Source organism: Rahnella sp. CJA17(1/100) (genome assembly GCF_963881615.1).
GTDB classification, from domain to species: Bacteria; Pseudomonadota; Gammaproteobacteria; order Enterobacterales; family Enterobacteriaceae; genus Rahnella; species Rahnella aceris.
The window spans coordinates 119,247-136,352 of sequence record NZ_CAWOJA010000093.1; the positions used below are offsets into that span (position 1 = coordinate 119,247).

The window sequence follows — 17,106 nt, forward strand, 5'->3', positions numbered from 1 at the left end:
CCACTTCCGTTTTGCGTTATTGATTGAAAAATCAAAAAGAAAAGGGCTTATCAGATAAGCCCTTCAGTGCAGATAACATGATCTTCCCGGAGGAAATCAGTCCTGCGCTTTGATCTGATTGATGATTTTGGTAGTGGACAAACCATCTTCAAAATTCAGCACACGGACTTCGCCGCCATTCGCCCAGACTTCCTGACAACCGGCGATTTGCTCAGGCTTATAGTCGCCACCTTTCACCAGCAGATCAGGCAAGATCCCGGCGATCAAACGCTGCGGGGTGTCTTCATCAAAAGAAACCACCCAGTCCACGGCACCGAGTGCGCCCAGCACAATCATGCGGTTTTGCAACGCATTCACCGGACGGGTTTCGCCTTTCAGGCGTTTGGTCGAAGCATCGCTGTTAACGGCGACAATCAGGCGGTCGCCCAGTTTGCGGGCGTTTGCCAGGTAAGAAACGTGTCCGGCATGCAGAATGTCGAAGATGCCGTTGGTCATCACGACTTTCTCGCCGCGCTGACGCGCCATCGCCACGGCGGCTTTTAGCTGTTCTTCGTTCATCACGCCAAAACCAACGTCTGAACGCCCGCCGATCGCATTTTCCAGTTCAACCGGCGAAACGGTTGAGGTGCCGAGTTTACCCACCACCACACCGGCGGCTGCGTTCGCCAGGAAGCAGGATTCTTCCAGCGTATTACCGGCGGCAAGAGCCGCGGCCAGCGTACCGATCACCGTGTCACCGGCGCCGGTCACGTCATACACTTCCTGCGCCTGCGTTGGCATATGGAATGGCGCTTTGCCTGGTTGTAACAAGGTCATGCCATGTTCAGAACGGGTGACCAGAAGCGCGGAAAGTTCGAAATCAGCGATCAGTTGCATACCACGGGCGACAATTTCATCTTCGTTTTTGCAACGACCGACAACGGCTTCGAATTCGGACAGATTTGGTGTCAGTAAAGTCGCGCCACGGTAACGTTCGAAATCAGATCCTTTAGGATCAACCAGCACCGGTACGCCAGCTTTTCTCGCCAGCTGGATCATTTTCTGCACTTCAGTCAGTGCACCTTTGGCGTAGTCTGACAGCACCAGTGCACCACTTTGTGGTAAAGCTTGTTCGATTTTGGTCAGCATCGGCTGGAGATCAACACCTTCAAAACCTTCTTCAAAGTCGAGGCGGATCAGTTGCTGGTTACGGGACAATATACGCAGCTTGGTGATGGTCGGATGCGTGGATAATGCCACGAAATCGCAGTTTACTTTCACTTCCGCCAGACGCTCACTCAGGGCACGGGCGGCATCGTCAACGCCGGTCAGACCGATCAGACGCGAAGAAGCACCGAGAGACGAAATGTTCATCGCCACGTTTGCCGCGCCGCCAGGGCGTTCCTCGATGGTATTGACCTTCACCACCGGCACCGGCGCTTCCGGTGAAATACGATTGGTCGGGCCATACCAGTAGCGGTCTAACATTACGTCACCGACAACCAGCACACCCGCGCGGTGAAAATCAGGCAAAGTCACTTTCATCCCAAGACTCCAAAACAGATAAATCAAATCGGGTAAATACAATGCGCCGGATAATATCACAAGCGCCTGTTACCCGAATAAAAACCCTCAGCCCAGCCAGTTCGCCCAGCTGGCGCGGATTTGCGCGCGCTCCGCCGCAAAACTATCTGCGGCCACTTTTCCGCTATGTTCCTGCAAAGCGAGGTGATGAATTTCATCGCGCAGCGTGACATAAGCCTGCGTCAGATTTCGAGCCTCTTCTTCCGGCATGATGTCGTGTTGCGCCATCAGCTCAAAAATCCTCACATTATCAGACCAGCGCGTCAGCTTCGGCTCATCATGCGCGAAACGCAGAACCAGATATTGTGCAATGAATTCAATATCCGTAATGCCACCCGGATCGGCTTTCAGATCGAACTCGTCGGCTTTTTTACTGCCCAGATGGGCATACATTTTCTCGCGCATTTCACGGACTTCCTTACGCAGTCCTTCACCATCGCGCTGGCGGCAAAGAATGTCGCGACGCGTGGCATTAAATTGCTGCGTCAGTTGCGGATCACCGTAAACCACGCGCGCGCGAACCAGCGCCTGATGCTCCCATGTCCAGGCTTCATTGGCCTGATAATCGGCAAAAGCTTCGATGGTGCTGACCAGCATGCCGGAGGCACCGGAAGGTCGCAGACGCGGGTCAACCTCATAAAGAATGCCTGACGACGTACGGGTGCTGAATAAATGCATGATGCGCTGCGCCAGCCGCAGATAAAACTGACGCCCGTCAATGCTGCGTTCGCCATCGGTCATCACCTCCGGCGCACAGTCGAGCAGGAAGACCAGATCCAGATCCGAGCTGTAACCCAGCTCCCAGCCACCGAGTTTTCCGTAACCGACCACGGCAAAACCGCGCCCTTCACGGTGCTGAAGATGCGCTGGCTGACCGTATTTTACGACCATCTGTTCCCACGCCTGTTGCACCACAACGTCGAGAATGGCCTCCGCAAGGTAGGTTAAATGGTCACTGACTTTCATCACCGGCAATGCGCCGGAAATATCCCCGGCTGCGATGCGCAGATGCTGTGCCTGCTTGAACTGACGTACCGCTTCAAGCTGTTGTTCTTCGTCTTCCGTCGGCACCCGCATCAGATACTGACGCAGTTCGTCGCGGTACGCACCCGGCTCCACCGGCTGGTAAAGCGTGCGTGTGTCGAGCAGTTCATCGAGCAATAAAGGATGGCGGGCGAGTTGGCTCGCGACCATCGGTGAAGCGGCGCACAGGCGGATTAACTGTTTGAGCGCACCGGGGTATTCCACCAGCAGCTCGATATACGTCGTACGTGTGACGATATTGAGCAGCAACTGCATCAGGCGCTGCAATGTCACATCGGCATTTTTATAGGTACAGACCTGCGCCAGCAAACGCGGCATCAGCAAATCCAGCTGGTCGCGGCCACGCGGCCCGATCGTGCGTTTATCTACATCACGGCGGAAATCGGCAATCTGATATAAAACATGCCGTTGCGCGTTTTCGTCAAGTTGCGGCACCAGTGGCGCCAGTTCGGCAGGCTCAAGCGCATCAATCCATAAACTGCTGAACTGGGAGAGTTGCACATCATCTTCAGCATCTGGTGTGTCATCACCAATCAGCTCGTTAAACACCGAGCGCACGGCCTGCATGTGAGCATTCACTGCATCCAGAAGCTGCGGCCAGCCAGCATAATTCATCCCCCACGCCAGACGCGCCTGATTCAGTTCATCTGACGGTAAGGTTTGTGTTTGCTCGTCCGCTATTGCCTGCAACAGATTTTCCAGACGGCGCAGGAACAGATAGCTGTTACGCAACTGCAACACCTGTTCTACCGGCAACAGCCCCAGATTTTCCAGCGCCTGAAGCGTTGGCAGCAACGCACGCTGCTGCAATGCCGGTTCGCGTCCGCCACGGATCAGCTGGAATACCTGCACGATAAATTCAATCTCACGGATACCGCCTGCGCCGAGTTTGATGTTGTCTTTCAGACCCCGGCGGCGTACTTCACGAGCGATCATGCCTTTCATGTTACGCAGGGACTGGATCACGCTGAAATCGATATAACGGCGGAAGACAAATGGCATCAGCATTTTGCGCAATTCCTGACTGCTGATGTCCTCCGCCCCGCCCATCAGACGCGCTTTCACCATCGCGTAACGCTCCCAGTCACGCCCCTGTTCCTGATAATAATCCTCCAGTGCCGGGAAGCTCATCACCAGCGGGCCGCTGTCGCCGAACGGGCGCAAACGCATGTCCACGCGATATACAAAACCGTCAATAGTGGGCTGATCCAGCACTTTGATCAGCCGCTGGCCGAGACGGGTGAAGAACTGTGCATTATCCAGCTCACGCCGCCCGCCGCGGGTCTGACCATTTTCCGGATAGGCAAAAATCAGATCGATATCCGAGGAGAAATTCAGCTCGCCGCCGCCCAGTTTACCCATCCCGAGGATCAGCATTCTTTGCGGTTCGCCAGCAGCATTGACCGGCGTACCAAACTCGCGACAGCAGGCGTCGTAAAGCCAGTCGCGGGCGCTGACGATCAGCAGTTCAGCCAGTTCACTCAACTGATGAAGCGTGTCTTTCGCTTCACTGGTTTGCGCGGACTGTGACCATGCAATGCGGGTCAGAATACGACGACGCAACAGACGTAACGCTCTCATCAGCCCGGCTTCATCGGTCACCTGTGTCAGCGATTCCTCCAGCCACTGGCGGTAAAGTTGCCACTCCTGCGCCTGAGGGGGATTTTGGTCAATTTCATGCCACCACTGCGGAAAAGCCAGCAAACTGTCCGTTACGAATTCACTGCTGCTCAGCACGGACAGTTGCGCATCATCGGGAAGGGGCAGGTTTTCAGGATGTTCACGCCAGCGTTCAAGCAAACTCTGCGCATGGCTTTGCAAAACAGAAGAAAGTGGCAACATGAAGTCAGATTCCTTGCAAAAAAAAGCCCGGGCAATTTGCCCAGGCTTATCAGTCAATTAACGAGGTTGTCCGTTTAACCAGAAAGCATCCATCATCACCGCGTGAGAACGGGCCGAATCCTCCCAGGCGTGTTGCTGCTGAACGATGGCCTGTTGCAGATCGGCCCAGCCGGCAATATACGCGGCAACGTCTTTTTCAGGGTAAGCACCGGCCAGCAAATGGAAGGTAATGATCTGGCGTTTAAGGCGCGCCAGTTGGTCACGATAACCTTCTTCCGTCAGCGGCTGTGCAAAGGCTTCTTTCAGATCGGCGGCAGTGCGGCCGAGCATGATGTCAGCAAAGCGCTTGAAGGAACCGTCCATTTTTTTCGCGGATTTATCATCAATAAATGGCGCCCAGCCTGATGTTGCCAGCCAGGAAGTAAGCACTAACTTGCATTTCAGATATGTCGCGCTGTAACAGATTTCCTGAGCATCCGCCGATTTCTGTTCCAGAACCGGCACCAGATCAGTAAGTAAGGTACGCAGCTCAGAAGAGGCTTTACGCGGCACGAGTCCGCCGAACAGCACCAGAACCTGACGCACGGTTTCCACGGCCTGCAACACAGTCAGGCGCGCAGTTTTGTCGCCGCGAACCCACAATTCTTCATGATATTGCCAGTGATCCAGCGCCAGTTCGAACATCGCAGACATAGCCTGCTCAACCGTAGCTTTCGGTTTCGCTTTAAACACCGGCAGCGGTTTGATGTCACGGGCAGGATTGCCCTTTGCAAGATGATAACCACGAGCCGCCTTGCTGAAACCACCCTGCCGCAAGCCGCCGTGCGCGCCAATTTCAGCCGCCAGCGCCAGTAAATCAGCGGTGTTACCTTTTTTCAGCTCAAGTTCAATTTCAGCCAGTGGTTCGTTTAATTCGCCAGCCACCACTTCGCCCTGATCTAACCCAAGTTCGATCTCGCTTTCGCCGTAAGTGATCACCCACTTCTCGCGGGTGAAATCCGTGCGGAAGAGCGGAGCGAGTTCTTTCTGCAATGCAGCGGGTTTGCACCCTTCCGGCCAGATATCTTTCGGGAACGCGCTCAGTTTCAACACCGGCTTTTTCAGCTCAACGTTGTATTCAGGGCGCTGATGTAACCCCCCCACCACTTTGCCACCGGTTTTGATGGTCATTTCATACTGATCGTCAAAACCACGGATCCGCAGACCCATGTCATGCGAACGTAAATAGTTTTCCGCAGTCTCAAAATAGATGTTGGTCAGTTTCGAAGGCGCGGTGTGCTCGCTGTTAAAACCAGCGAGTTGCGAAGGTAATTCGGCGATTGCGGCCGGGGTGGCGATAAATTTTAATTCTATTTCTACGGTCATATGAGTCTTCACACCGATTCTTTGCTGCCAAAAGGGATTAACGCGTCGCTGCCAATTCTATCATAAGCACAGCGCGCAAGCCGCATGTTGCGGGATTGTAAGATAGTTCTCATTCCGGTTTATACATTGCGTCGTCACACTGTTGCCCTTACTATCGGTCTCCAACTTTTAGTACTTATATGAGTGCAATGGCCGGACAGTGGCGGTTGCCAGAAGACGTATCCTGATAAAACGGATCCACACTTCACGTTCCCTAAATTCACAAAGAAACGATGAAATAATGCAGAAATTACGCCTAATTGGTTTCGCTTTGCTTGGTTTAAGCATGACATGGGGCGCTCACGCTGATGAGAAGCGCTATATCTCCGACGATTTGATTACCTATATCCACAGTGGTCCAGGTAATCAGTATCGCATCGTTGGCACCCTGAATGCCGGTGAAGAAGTCACCCTGCGCAGTGTCAACGACAGCACGAAATACGGTGAGATTGTTGATTCAAAAGGTAAAACAGCCTGGATCCCGCTTGATCAGTTAAGCAATGTGCCGAGCTTGCGTACCCGCGTTCCGGATCTGGAACAACAGGTGAAAACGCTGACCGACAAGCTGACCAATATTGATTCCAGCTGGAACCAGCGCACGGCAGAAATGCAGGCCAAAGTCTCTTCCAGTGACGGCATCATCAACGGCCTGAAGAAAGAAAATCAGGATTTGAAAAATCAGCTGATCGTGGCGAAGAAGAAGGTTGACGCGGTCAATGTGCAGCTCGACGACAAACAAAGAACCATTATTTTACAATGGTTTATGTATGGCGGCGGTGTCGCGGGTGTCGGTCTGGTGCTGGGCCTGCTGTTGCCACATCTCATTCCACGTCGCAGGAAAAAAGATCGCTGGATGAGCTGACAGCTCAGCATCCTGATCGTTTCCCTAAGGCACTTCGGTGCCTTTTCGTGTTTCCATCAATCAGGAAATCTTCAGCGCAACTTTGCTATGATGAAGACAGAGTCCTTTGGCTAATTTCAGGAGTTATCGCGTGGAGATTTACCTGGTCGGCGGCGCAGTCCGAGACAGTTTATTAAACCTGCCTGTGTCTGAACACGATTGGGTGGTAGTGGGCGCGACGCCTGAATATATGCTCGAAAATGGCTATCAGCAGGTCGGTAAAGATTTTCCGGTCTTCCTGCATCCGGTCACTCACGATGAATATGCGCTGGCCCGTACTGAGCGGAAATCTGGCTCCGGTTATAACGGCTTTACCTGTTATGCCGCACCGGATGTCACGCTGGAACAGGATCTGATGCGTCGGGATCTGACCATTAATGCCATCGCCAAAAGCAACGATGGCGAACTTTTCGATCCCTATCATGGTCAGCGTGATATCGAACAACGCCTTTTGCGCCACGTTTCCGATGCTTTCGGCGAAGATCCGCTGCGGGTTCTGCGCGTTGCCCGCTTTGCTGCACGCTTCGCGCATTTAGATTTCACGGTCGCCCCGGAAACACAGGCGCTGATGCAACAGATGGCGGAAAGCGGTGAGCTGGAAGCCCTCACACCTGAACGTGTGTGGAAAGAAACTGAGAAAGCGTTACAAACGCAGGATCCGCAGGTCTATTTCCAGGTGCTGCGCGATTGTGGCGCCCTGAAAGTGCTGTTTCCTGAAATCGATGCATTATTTGGCGTGCCTGCACCGGCGAAATGGCATCCGGAAATTGATACCGGCATACATACGCTGATGACGCTGAAAATCGCCAGTACCCTGACGCCTGACGTCGATGTGCGTTTTTCGGCGCTTTGCCATGATTTGGGTAAGGCTCTGACGCCGCCGCAATTCTGGCCTGCCCATCACGGTCATGGCCCGGCGGGCGTGAAACTGGTGGAGGAACTCTGCCAGCGGCTGAAAGTGCCGACGCACATTCGTGATTTAGCGAAACTGGTCGCGGAGTTCCATGACCTGATCCACACCGTCAATAAACTGCGTCCGGAAACCTTGTTAAAACTGTTCGATACCATTGATGTCTGGCGCAAACCGCAGCGTCTTGAGCAGATGATCATGACCAGTGAAGCCGATGCGCGCGGGCGAACGACATTTGAAAATAATCCCTATCCGCAAGGCGATTACCTGCGTGAAGCCTTTGCAGTCGCCAGCAGCGTTTCAAACAAAGAGGTGCTGGATGCGGGTTTCCAGGGCATGGCTATCCGTGATGAACTGAAGAAACGCCGTACTCAGGCGCTGGCCGACTGGAAACAAACTCAGGACGTGGCGATTTAAACGCTGGCTTTATTCATAAGAAAAGCCCCGCCGGTGATTCACCGTGCGGGGCTTTTTATTGCCTCAGGGAAGCAAAAATCAGGCGATAAACACAAAATACACGGCAATTGCCACGAAGAAACGGTAAATCGCAAACGGGATAAACGAAATGCGTTTAATCACCGCCAGGAAGGTTTTAATCGCGATCAACGCAACAATGAACGCAGAGACAAACCCTGTGGCAAACATCGGTAAATCCGCCATATTCAGGAAGCTGTAGCTCTTGTACAAATCCAGAGCCGTCGCGCCCATCATCATCGGCACCGCCAGCAGGAAAGAGAACTCAGATGCCGCAAAACGGCTGATCCCCATTAACATCCCCCCACTGATGGTTGCCCCTGAGCGGGAGAACCCCGGCCAGAGCGCCAGACACTGAAAAACACCAATCATAAACGCCTGCACGTAGGTGATGTCATCCAGCCCCTCGGCACGCGGTTTTTTAGGTTTCAGCAATTCGGCAGCAATCAGCAAAATACCGCCGACCACCAGTGCATACATGACATATTTTGGCTCGAACAACGCTTTGATTTGAGAGTGCAGAAGCAGCCCCAGTACCGTTGCCGGAATCATCCCCAAAATAATATGCAATAAATTTAAACGACGAGAACCTGAGCCTTCATGAACCGGCGGTTTACCAAAATGCAAACCTATCATGTTGAACAAACGACGCCAGAACATCACGACCACGGCCAAAATTGAACCTAACTGGATAACCACTTCAAATGATTTTGAGGTATCTCCCGTAAAGCCAAGAAGATTGCCGACAATAATCAAATGACCGGTAGAAGAAACAGGCAAAAACTCGGTGAGTCCTTCAACCACCCCCAAAATAGCCGCAACAAGCAAAGAATGACTTTCGACGATCATTATCGCACCCTACCCTTTAAAAGATCCGCTGATGGGAAATATGCTTACAATACACACAATAAAAAAGCGGCATCATGCTGAGCCGCTTCAGTAAAGAAAACCCGGCAACCCGGACTTTCCTTTTAACGCTTCTTTATGACATTCAATAGACAAGCGTTTTCTAAATTGTATCCATAACAGGATTTAAAAACGCTTTCCACGCTCGATAATCACGCCGACATTCGCTGCCTGAGCAACAGCGCCCGGTTTGCTGAGCTTAATCCGAACCCACGGAGAATTAAACCGGCTCAGCAGCAATGTCGCCACCTCTTCCGCTACGCGTTCAACCAGCGCAAAATTTTGTGAAGAAACATGCCCGATCACCGCATCACTGACATCAGCATAGCTTAAACAGTCATTCACATCGTCAGTGGAGGCGGACTTTTGGTTATCCCAGGCCATTTCGATATCGAATACCAGTTTCTGTTTAATGGTCTGTTCCCATTCGTAAGCGCCAATGGTAGTGATTACATTTAGTTGCTCAATAAATACGATATCCATCACGTGATTCTCTGTTTTTGGCCCAGCCGGATACCACTTCCAGCAGAAAATGCGTATTATCCATGGATGTTGCGATTAAAACGACCCTTATTAGACGGAACGGCTTTATGAGTGCTACCGCGCTTGGAATGATTATTTTCGCCTACCTCTGCGGCTCGATTTCCAGTGCTATTCTGGTCTGCCGGGTAGCCCGTTTACCCGATCCGCGCACAGCGGGCTCAGGCAATCCCGGCGCCACCAACGTTTTACGCCTGGGTGGCCGTCTGGCCGCTGCCGCTGTTCTGATTTTCGATGTCCTCAAAGGCATGCTGCCGGTCTGGCTGGCATACCGTCTGAACATTCCGCCTATGTATCTTGGCCTGACGGCCATCGCGGCATGTCTTGGCCATATCTATCCAGTCTTTTTCCGCTTTAAAGGCGGCAAAGGTGTTGCCACGGCGTTTGGTGCTATCGCCCCCATCGGCTGGGACTTAACCGGCCTGATGACCGGCACATGGCTCCTGACCGTGCTGCTGAGCGGCTATTCGTCACTGGGTGCGATCGTCAGCGCACTGATTGCGCCATTTTATGTCTGGTGGTTCAAACCGGAGTTCACCTTCCCGGTCGCCATGCTTTCCTGTCTGATCCTGTTGCGTCATCACGACAATATTCAGCGCCTGTGGCGTGGTCAGGAAGGAAAAATCTGGGATAGGCTGAAGAAAAAACGTAAAGCGGCGAAAGAAGATAAGACCGAATAGTCAGTAAAATGCAGATTGCAGACATAAAAAAACGACCTCAGGCGGGTCGTTTTTTATTGGTTTTTTTCAGCTCAGCCTGACTGAGCGGGAGCGAGACAAGGCGTCAGGAGACCTGAAAGCGCAGCATACTTGAGTATATGAGCATTTCGGGTCGACGCAACAACGCAGTCGCAGCCCCGCTCAGACTGGCGGAAGCTCCGCTAACGGCCAGCGCGGGCGAACGGTCACACCGAGATCAGGAGTTGCACCGCTTTTCAGCCGCACCATGCCTGCATACGCGATCATCGCACCGTTATCGGTACAGAATTCAGGGCGCGCATAAAATACCTGACCGCCACGTTTTGCCATCACCTCAGACAGTTTGGCGCGTAATGTGCGGTTCGCGCTGACACCACCGGCCATTACCAGCTGTTTAAAACCCGTCTGATCCAATGCGCGTTTGCATTTTATGGCCAGCGTATCCACCACCGCATCTTCAAAAGCGCGGGCAATGTCGGCATGTGTCTGCGGGTCGCTGTCATTGCCACGAATGGTATTCGCTGCGAAAGTTTTGAGGCCGGAGAAACTGAAATCCAGCCCCGGCCGGTCTGTCATCGGGCGCGGGAAGGTAAAACGTCCGGCAACGCCCTGAGAAGCCATTTTCGACAGTAACGGCCCCCCCGGATAATCAAGGCCGAGCAATTTAGCTGTTTTATCAAAGGCTTCACCGGCAGCATCATCAATGGATTCGCCGAGCAAGGTATATTCGCCAATTCCGGTGACGCTGATTAACTGCGTATGTCCACCGGAAACCAGCAGCGCCACAAACGGGAAATCCGGCGGATTATCTTCCAGCATCGGTGCCAGCAAATGGCCTTCCATGTGATGCACCGGCACGGCAGGCACATCCCACGCAAATGCCAGAGAACGCCCGATGGTTGCGCCCACCAGCAACGCCCCGACCAGACCAGGGCCGGCGGTGTACGCCACGCCATCGATATCCTGAGCAGTCAGCCCGGCTTCTTTCAGCGCAGCCTGAATCAAGGGTACTGTTTTACGTACATGGTCACGCGATGCCAGTTCTGGCACCACACCGCCGTAATCTGCATGCAGTTTTACCTGACTATACAGTTGGTTGGCTAATAAACCGGCTTCGCTGTCATAAACTGCAATTCCGGTTTCATCGCAGGACGTTTCAATACCCAGTACTCGCATCACTCTTTCCATCATGTTTTCGCGCTAACTCGCGGCGCGCAGTTTAGCACACAAGCTTCGGCGGGTGCTGCACCGGAGTGGGAATTCCTCGCTTCGCAGGCCAATTAATGTCGAGCAATTTTGATTGATTGGTATATAATCGCCGCCCGACGCAAAACAAGCGCACAATGTTGCAGAAGGGTTGCAGAAAGCGCCTGTTTCAATTTGCCGTTATGCTTTACAAGACGACGCGAATTGGAGTAAAATTCCGCACCATTTTGAAATGTGCTGGTACAACATCAGCAAACAAACCGATTTTATCGAGGTGAGAGGCACATGCCTGTAATTAAAGTACGTGAAAACGAGCCGTTCGACGTAGCTCTGCGTCGCTTCAAGCGTTCCTGCGAAAAAGCAGGTGTTCTGGCAGAAGTTCGTCGTCGTGAATTCTATGAAAAACCGACTACCGAACGTAAACGCGCTAAAGCATCTGCAGTAAAACGCCACGCCAAGAAACTGGCTCGCGAAAACGCACGCCGCACTCGTCTGTATTAATCTTCGGGGGCAACCCCAAATCGCGTGATTTGCAATATTAAGAACGCGCAGACTGCGTAGTAGCATACGAAGGCCGTGCTTTCCGAAAGGAATGCGCGGCTTGTTCTCGTTTATAGGCTAGTGAGTAAGGGGCTTATGGCTGGGAGAATTCCGCGCGTATTTATCAATGACTTGCTGGCTCGCATCGATATCGTCGATTTGATCGACGCTCGGGTAAAGCTCAAGAAACAGGGTAAAAATTATCACGCGTGCTGCCCTTTCCACCATGAGAAAACACCCTCATTTACCGTAAATGGCGATAAGCAGTTTTATCACTGTTTCGGCTGTGGTGCCCACGGCAACGCCGTCGATTTCCTGATGAACTATGACAGGCTTGAGTTTGTCGAAAGCATTGAGGAACTGGCGACAATGCAGGGTTTGGAAGTGCCGTACGAAGCAGGCACCGGTCCGAGCCAGATGGAGCGTCATCAGCGTCAAAGCCTCTACCAGTTGATGGCACCGCTTAGCGAGTTCTATCAGCAATCACTTAAACAGCCTGCAGGGGCTCCCGCACGGGAATATCTTGCCCGGCGCGGTTTAAGTGAAGACGTCATCAGCCATTTCGCCATTGGTTTCGCCCCACCGGGTTGGGACAACGCATTAAAGCGTTTCGGTAAAAATGCCGATGATAAAGCGTCTCTGATTGATGCCGGTATGTTGGTCACCAATGACAATGGCCGCAGCTATGATCGTTTTCGCGAACGGGTGATGTTTCCTATTCGTGATAAACGTGGCCGCGTAATTGCCTTTGGCGGCAGGGTTCTCGGTGACGGTACGCCGAAATACCTGAACTCACCGGAAACCGAAATTTTCCATAAAGGCCGCCAGTTGTATGGCCTGTATGAAGCACAGTTAAAGCACCCGACGCCAGCGCGTTTGCTGGTGGTTGAAGGGTATATGGATGTCGTCGCACTGGCGCAGTTCGGCATTGATTATGCCGTTGCCTCATTGGGCACGTCCACGACCGCTGATCATATTCAGCTGATGTTCCGCAGCACAGACAACATCGTTTGCTGTTACGACGGTGACCGCGCGGGACGTGAAGCCGCATGGCGCGCACTGGAAACGGCACTGCCGTATCTCAATGATGGCCGCCAGCTGCGTTTTATGTTTTTACCCGACGGCGAAGATCCAGACACGCTGGTGCGTAAAGAAGGCAAAGAAGCGTTCGAACAACGTATGGAACAGGCGATGCCGCTGTCCACTTTCCTGTTTGATTCGCTGTTGCCGCAGGTAGATTTGAGCAGCCCTGACGGGCGGACCAAATTGAGCATGCTGGCATTGCCGCTGATCCGCCAGGTTCCCGGTGAAACGTTACGAATGTATTTGCGTCAGCAGTTAGGGAATAAGCTCGGTATTTTGGATGACAGCCAGCTGGAAAAGCTGATGCCTAAACAGGCAGAAAGTAGCAATGTCTATCAGGCGCCCCAGCTAAAACGCACAACCATGCGTATACTTATAGGGTTACTGGTACAAAATCCACAACTGGCTACACTTATACCCTCACTGCAAGGTTTGGAGCAAGCGAAGCAACCAGGACTGGATCTGTTCAGCGAGTTAGTAACCACTTGCTTAGCCCAGCCGGGGCTGACGACGGGCCAGTTACTGGAACTTTATCGCGACAATAAGTTCTACCAGCAGCTTGAAACTCTGGCGACATGGAACCACATGATCGTAGAGGACATGGTCGAGGAGGAATTTCGCGCCACGTTAGCCAGCCTGTATGACTCGATTTTAGAGCAACGGCTTGAAACTTTGATTGCAAAAGCCAGGACGCATGGCCTGAGTCCGGAGGAACGGACCGAAGTCAGTTCCCTGAATCAGGTGTTAGCGAGAAAGAGTTAACAAGTTAAATAACAAGAACATAAAAAGTAATGCGTCAGGCGTTACTACTAAAAAACGGCTTAAGTGCCGATATAAAGCGGGGCACGGCCCTGCGCAGAGCCGCCCTGGTGGGCCGCGGCACAATAAACGCCCCTAACGTTATTGTTGGCGATGTTACCCGACCGACACCAACCCAAATACTCTGAAGTGTGGATACCGTCTTATGGAGCAAAACCCGCAGTCACAGCTTAAGCTACTTGTCACCCGTGGTAAGGAGCAAGGCTATCTGACCTATGCTGAGGTCAATGACCATCTGCCGGAAGATATCGTCGATTCCGACCAGATCGAAGACATCATCCAGATGATTAACGACATGGGCATCCAGGTACTTGAAGAAGCACCGGACGCCGATGATTTGATGCTGGCCGAAAACCGCCCTGATACCGACGAAGACGCTGCAGAAGCGGCGGCGCAGGTACTTTCCAGCGTTGAATCCGAAATTGGCCGTACCACCGACCCTGTGCGTATGTATATGCGCGAGATGGGTACCGTTGAGTTGCTGACCCGTGAAGGCGAAATCGACATCGCCAAACGTATCGAAGACGGTATCAACCAGGTTCAGTGCTCCGTTGCTGAATATCCTGAAGCTATCACTTATTTGTTAGAGCAATATGACCGTGTAGAAGCTGGCGAAGTCCGCCTGTCTGACTTGATCACAGGTTTTGTTGACCCTAACGCCGAAGAAGAAATCGCACCAACTGCGACTCACGTGGGTTCTGAACTGACCACCGAAGAGCAGGATGATGATGATGAAGACGAAGATGAAGACGACGATGCTGAAGACGACAACAGCATCGACCCGGAACTGGCTCGCCAGAAGTTCACCGAACTGCGTGAACAGCATGAAGCGACGCGTCTGGTCATCAAGAAAAACGGCCGTAGCCACAAGAGCGCAGCAGAAGAAATCCTGAAGCTGTCCGATGTGTTCAAACAATTCCGTTTAGTGCCAAAACAGTTCGATTTCCTGGTTAACAGCATGCGTTCCATGATGGATCGCGTTCGTGCTCAGGAACGTCTGATCATGAAAGTGTGCGTTGAACAGTGCAAAATGCCGAAGAAAAACTTCGTCAATCTGTTCGCCGGTAACGAAACCAGCGATACCTGGTTTGATGCTGCTCTGGCAATGGGTAAACCCTGGTCTGAGAAGCTGAAAGAAGTCACCGAAGACGTACAGCGCGGCCTGATGAAGCTGCGTCAGATCGAAGAAGAAACTGGCCTGACTATCGAACAGGTAAAAGACATCAACCGTCGCATGTCTATCGGCGAAGCGAAAGCCCGTCGCGCGAAGAAAGAGATGGTTGAAGCAAACTTACGTCTGGTTATTTCGATCGCGAAGAAATACACCAACCGTGGTCTGCAGTTCCTTGACCTGATCCAGGAAGGTAACATCGGCCTGATGAAAGCCGTTGATAAGTTTGAATATCGCCGTGGTTATAAGTTCTCAACTTATGCGACCTGGTGGATCCGTCAGGCTATCACCCGCTCCATCGCCGACCAGGCGCGTACCATCCGTATCCCGGTGCATATGATTGAGACCATTAACAAACTCAACCGTATTTCCCGTCAGATGCTGCAAGAGATGGGCCGCGAGCCGACGCCGGAAGAGCTGGCTGAACGTATGTTGATGCCGGAAGACAAAATCCGCAAAGTGCTGAAAATTGCGAAAGAGCCAATCTCCATGGAAACGCCAATCGGCGACGATGAAGATTCGCATCTGGGTGATTTCATCGAGGACACCACCCTCGAGCTGCCACTGGATTCTGCAACCTCTGAAAGCCTGCGTTCTGCAACACATGACGTTCTGGCTGGCCTGACCGCACGTGAAGCGAAAGTTCTGCGTATGCGTTTCGGTATCGATATGAACACTGACCACACGCTTGAAGAAGTGGGCAAACAGTTCGACGTTACCCGTGAACGTATCCGTCAGATCGAAGCGAAAGCGTTGCGTAAACTGCGCCACCCAAGCCGCTCCGAAGTGCTGCGCAGCTTCTTGGACGATTAATCGTTCTCTGGTTGTCAGTCACGAACAGAAAAGCCCCGGCAGAAATGCCGGGGCTTTTTTATTACTGGTTTTCTAAACTGACATTAACCCAGGCAGTATTATCCGGTAATGGAATAAGCCCGCTGCTGGCCCCGGTAATACCAAATACTTTCGAGGCCGGCGAATCAGCATGCAATTCCAGATAAAACGTCTGAGCAAAACTGAGTAAAACTTCCGTACTGTCTGCTGACTCGCAGGCATCAATATAAACGTTACCCGTATAACCCGGTGGGAAAATACTTTTCACGTTTAAATAAAGCGTATCACCATTAACATAAAAGGCCTGGGCTTTATCACCGATGACCGGCCGGTCATTATCCCCCTGAAAAGCACCGTGGGAGATAATAAACAGATTTTCATTCTGTTCCAGTAACCGCAACTCAGAATGAAATATTTTATAGCTCGATTTAAAAACAGACTGGTACTTTGCCATTGAAGCACTGGCAATTTGTTCCAGTTCCGGATCATCAGTACAGACGATAAGAATCATAATATTACTCCGTAAGTAAATTAAACTGATGACTCAGCCAACAGACCAGGTGTTATCATTTTTCAGCTGAACGCTCAGGTTGTAAGTATTCGGCGCAAACTCAAGCTGCTGCTTATTGGTGATCTGACCAATATCAAGCACCTGACCCGGCGTATAATTACCAAAAGTGATCCAATAAGTTGGATGCGGTGTGAAGGTCAGGTTGATGTTCGGCTGTGCCTGAACAACAAAGGTACCCGCCCCCGACATACCGACCCCGACAGAGGCCTGATTCAGCGGTAAACTGCTGTCGTTCGTGACATACAACGTACCGTTCTTTCCGCCGGTGGTCTGTTGTTCGAATTCAAACGCCCCCTCGGAATAGCTCAGCGTCACCTGATTATTGTTCGTCAGGCTGGCAGGAAGGGTTTGAGAGGCATCGAATTTCACACCGGGGATCAGCACACCGGTTTCATCCCAAACAAAACTGTAATCAATTCCCCAGTCAAACTGCACTTTGGTTTTTGGATGTGCCACTTTGGAGAACCACGCCAGTGACATCACTTTGGGATCGGTGATATCCGGAGAGGTTTGATAAATACAAATTGCACCGGTATTTACAGAGTTATTTGCTACAGTGACAGAATATTGAGTCATAATATTTACCTTTTATATTAAAATGAA

General features: G+C 52.0%; 14 protein-coding genes. 6 read left to right on the forward strand and 8 right to left on the reverse strand.

Annotated features, from left to right (window positions below; translation table 11 throughout):
• Window positions 1-96: 96 nt before the first annotated feature.
• The 3 genes from hldE to AACU55_RS25240 form a co-directional block, all read right to left on the reverse strand.
• The gene (gene hldE, locus AACU55_RS25230; RefSeq protein WP_037034176.1) at window positions 97-1,524 is read right to left on the reverse strand and encodes a bifunctional D-glycero-beta-D-manno-heptose-7-phosphate kinase/D-glycero-beta-D-manno-heptose 1-phosphate adenylyltransferase HldE; all 1,428 of its coding nucleotides are present in this window, start codon (window positions 1,522-1,524) and stop codon (window positions 97-99) included.
• An 87-nt stretch (window positions 1,525-1,611) separates the two neighbouring features.
• The gene (gene glnE / locus AACU55_RS25235) at window positions 1,612-4,449 is read right to left on the reverse strand and encodes a bifunctional [glutamate--ammonia ligase]-adenylyl-L-tyrosine phosphorylase/[glutamate--ammonia-ligase] adenylyltransferase (RefSeq protein WP_134706365.1); all 2,838 of its coding nucleotides are present in this window, start codon (window positions 4,447-4,449) and stop codon (window positions 1,612-1,614) included.
• A 57-nt stretch (window positions 4,450-4,506) separates the two neighbouring features.
• Window positions 4,507-5,814, reverse strand: coding sequence for a CYTH domain-containing protein (locus AACU55_RS25240; RefSeq protein ID WP_013573953.1), 1,308 nt, complete (start codon window positions 5,812-5,814; stop codon window positions 4,507-4,509).
• 280 nt (window positions 5,815-6,094) lie between these two features.
• Between AACU55_RS25240 and AACU55_RS25245 the strand changes: the two genes are divergently transcribed.
• Window positions 6,095-6,715 carry a TIGR04211 family SH3 domain-containing protein gene (locus AACU55_RS25245; RefSeq protein ID WP_013573952.1) on the forward strand — a complete coding sequence of 207 codons (621 nt, stop codon included), beginning with the start codon at window positions 6,095-6,097 and terminating at the stop codon, window positions 6,713-6,715.
• A gap of 130 nt (window positions 6,716-6,845) precedes the next feature.
• On the forward strand, window positions 6,846-8,081 hold the full coding sequence (locus AACU55_RS25250) for a multifunctional CCA addition/repair protein (RefSeq protein ID WP_013573951.1): 1,236 nt from the start codon (window positions 6,846-6,848) through the stop codon (window positions 8,079-8,081).
• A 78-nt stretch (window positions 8,082-8,159) separates the two neighbouring features.
• Here AACU55_RS25250 and bacA read toward each other — a convergent pair whose 3' ends face one another.
• Window positions 8,160-8,984, reverse strand: a complete 825-nt coding sequence (bacA, locus tag AACU55_RS25255) for an undecaprenyl-diphosphate phosphatase (RefSeq protein ID WP_037034331.1) — start codon at window positions 8,982-8,984, stop codon at window positions 8,160-8,162.
• A gap of 186 nt (window positions 8,985-9,170) precedes the next feature.
• Complete coding sequence (folB, locus tag AACU55_RS25260; RefSeq protein WP_134706367.1) at window positions 9,171-9,527, reverse strand: bifunctional dihydroneopterin aldolase/7,8-dihydroneopterin epimerase; 357 nt, start codon at window positions 9,525-9,527, stop codon at window positions 9,171-9,173.
• 107 nt (window positions 9,528-9,634) lie between these two features.
• Between folB and plsY the strand changes: the two genes are divergently transcribed.
• Window positions 9,635-10,264, forward strand: coding sequence for a glycerol-3-phosphate 1-O-acyltransferase PlsY (plsY, locus tag AACU55_RS25265; protein WP_013573948.1), 630 nt, complete (start codon window positions 9,635-9,637; stop codon window positions 10,262-10,264).
• 180 nt (window positions 10,265-10,444) lie between these two features.
• Here plsY and tsaD read toward each other — a convergent pair whose 3' ends face one another.
• Window positions 10,445-11,458 carry a tRNA (adenosine(37)-N6)-threonylcarbamoyltransferase complex transferase subunit TsaD gene (tsaD, locus tag AACU55_RS25270; RefSeq protein WP_037034181.1) on the reverse strand — a complete coding sequence of 338 codons (1,014 nt, stop codon included), beginning with the start codon at window positions 11,456-11,458 and terminating at the stop codon, window positions 10,445-10,447.
• Window positions 11,459-11,773: 315 nt separating this feature from the next.
• On the opposite strand from tsaD, the gene rpsU reads away from it, so the two are divergent.
• From rpsU to rpoD, 3 genes are all read left to right on the forward strand, one after another.
• Window positions 11,774-11,989, forward strand: coding sequence for a 30S ribosomal protein S21 (gene rpsU / locus AACU55_RS25275; RefSeq protein WP_001144069.1), 216 nt, complete (start codon window positions 11,774-11,776; stop codon window positions 11,987-11,989).
• Window positions 11,990-12,124: 135 nt separating this feature from the next.
• A complete protein-coding gene (dnaG, locus tag AACU55_RS25280; RefSeq protein WP_037034183.1) occupies window positions 12,125-13,873 on the forward strand; it encodes a DNA primase in 1,749 nt (582 codons plus the stop codon).
• Window positions 13,874-14,075: 202 nt separating this feature from the next.
• On the forward strand, window positions 14,076-15,914 hold the full coding sequence (gene rpoD, locus AACU55_RS25285) for an RNA polymerase sigma factor RpoD (protein WP_013573945.1): 1,839 nt from the start codon (window positions 14,076-14,078) through the stop codon (window positions 15,912-15,914).
• Between the two features lie 61 nt (window positions 15,915-15,975).
• On the opposite strand, the gene AACU55_RS25290 is transcribed toward rpoD, so the two are convergent.
• Both AACU55_RS25290 and AACU55_RS25295 read right to left on the reverse strand, forming a co-directional pair.
• Window positions 15,976-16,443, reverse strand: coding sequence for a hypothetical protein (locus AACU55_RS25290; RefSeq protein ID WP_037034185.1), 468 nt, complete (start codon window positions 16,441-16,443; stop codon window positions 15,976-15,978).
• 33 nt (window positions 16,444-16,476) lie between these two features.
• Window positions 16,477-17,079, reverse strand: coding sequence for a hypothetical protein (locus AACU55_RS25295; protein WP_037034187.1), 603 nt, complete (start codon window positions 17,077-17,079; stop codon window positions 16,477-16,479).
• Between the last annotated feature and the right edge of the window lie 27 nt (window positions 17,080-17,106).

Excerpts from the sequence above, each read along its gene's own strand:
- hldE (WP_037034176.1), bottom strand. The coding sequence starts at position 1,524 with ATGAAAGTGACTTTGCCTGATTTTCACCGCGCGGGTGTGCTGGTTGTC.
- glnE (WP_134706365.1), bottom strand. The coding sequence starts at position 4,449 with ATGTTGCCACTTTCTTCTGTTTTGCAAAGCCATGCGCAGAGTTTGCTT.
- AACU55_RS25240 (WP_013573953.1), bottom strand. The coding sequence starts at position 5,814 with ATGACCGTAGAAATAGAATTAAAATTTATCGCCACCCCGGCCGCAATC.
- AACU55_RS25245 (WP_013573952.1), top strand. The coding sequence starts at position 6,095 with ATGCAGAAATTACGCCTAATTGGTTTCGCTTTGCTTGGTTTAAGCATG.
- folB (WP_134706367.1), bottom strand. The coding sequence starts at position 9,527 with ATGGATATCGTATTTATTGAGCAACTAAATGTAATCACTACCATTGGC.
- plsY (WP_013573948.1), top strand. The coding sequence starts at position 9,635 with ATGAGTGCTACCGCGCTTGGAATGATTATTTTCGCCTACCTCTGCGGC.
- tsaD (WP_037034181.1), bottom strand. The coding sequence starts at position 11,458 with ATGCGAGTACTGGGTATTGAAACGTCCTGCGATGAAACCGGAATTGCA.
- rpsU (WP_001144069.1), top strand. The coding sequence starts at position 11,774 with ATGCCTGTAATTAAAGTACGTGAAAACGAGCCGTTCGACGTAGCTCTG.
- dnaG (WP_037034183.1), top strand. The coding sequence starts at position 12,125 with ATGGCTGGGAGAATTCCGCGCGTATTTATCAATGACTTGCTGGCTCGC.
- rpoD (WP_013573945.1), top strand. The coding sequence starts at position 14,076 with ATGGAGCAAAACCCGCAGTCACAGCTTAAGCTACTTGTCACCCGTGGT.
- AACU55_RS25290 (WP_037034185.1), bottom strand. The coding sequence starts at position 16,443 with ATGATTCTTATCGTCTGTACTGATGATCCGGAACTGGAACAAATTGCC.
- AACU55_RS25295 (WP_037034187.1), bottom strand. The coding sequence starts at position 17,079 with ATGACTCAATATTCTGTCACTGTAGCAAATAACTCTGTAAATACCGGT.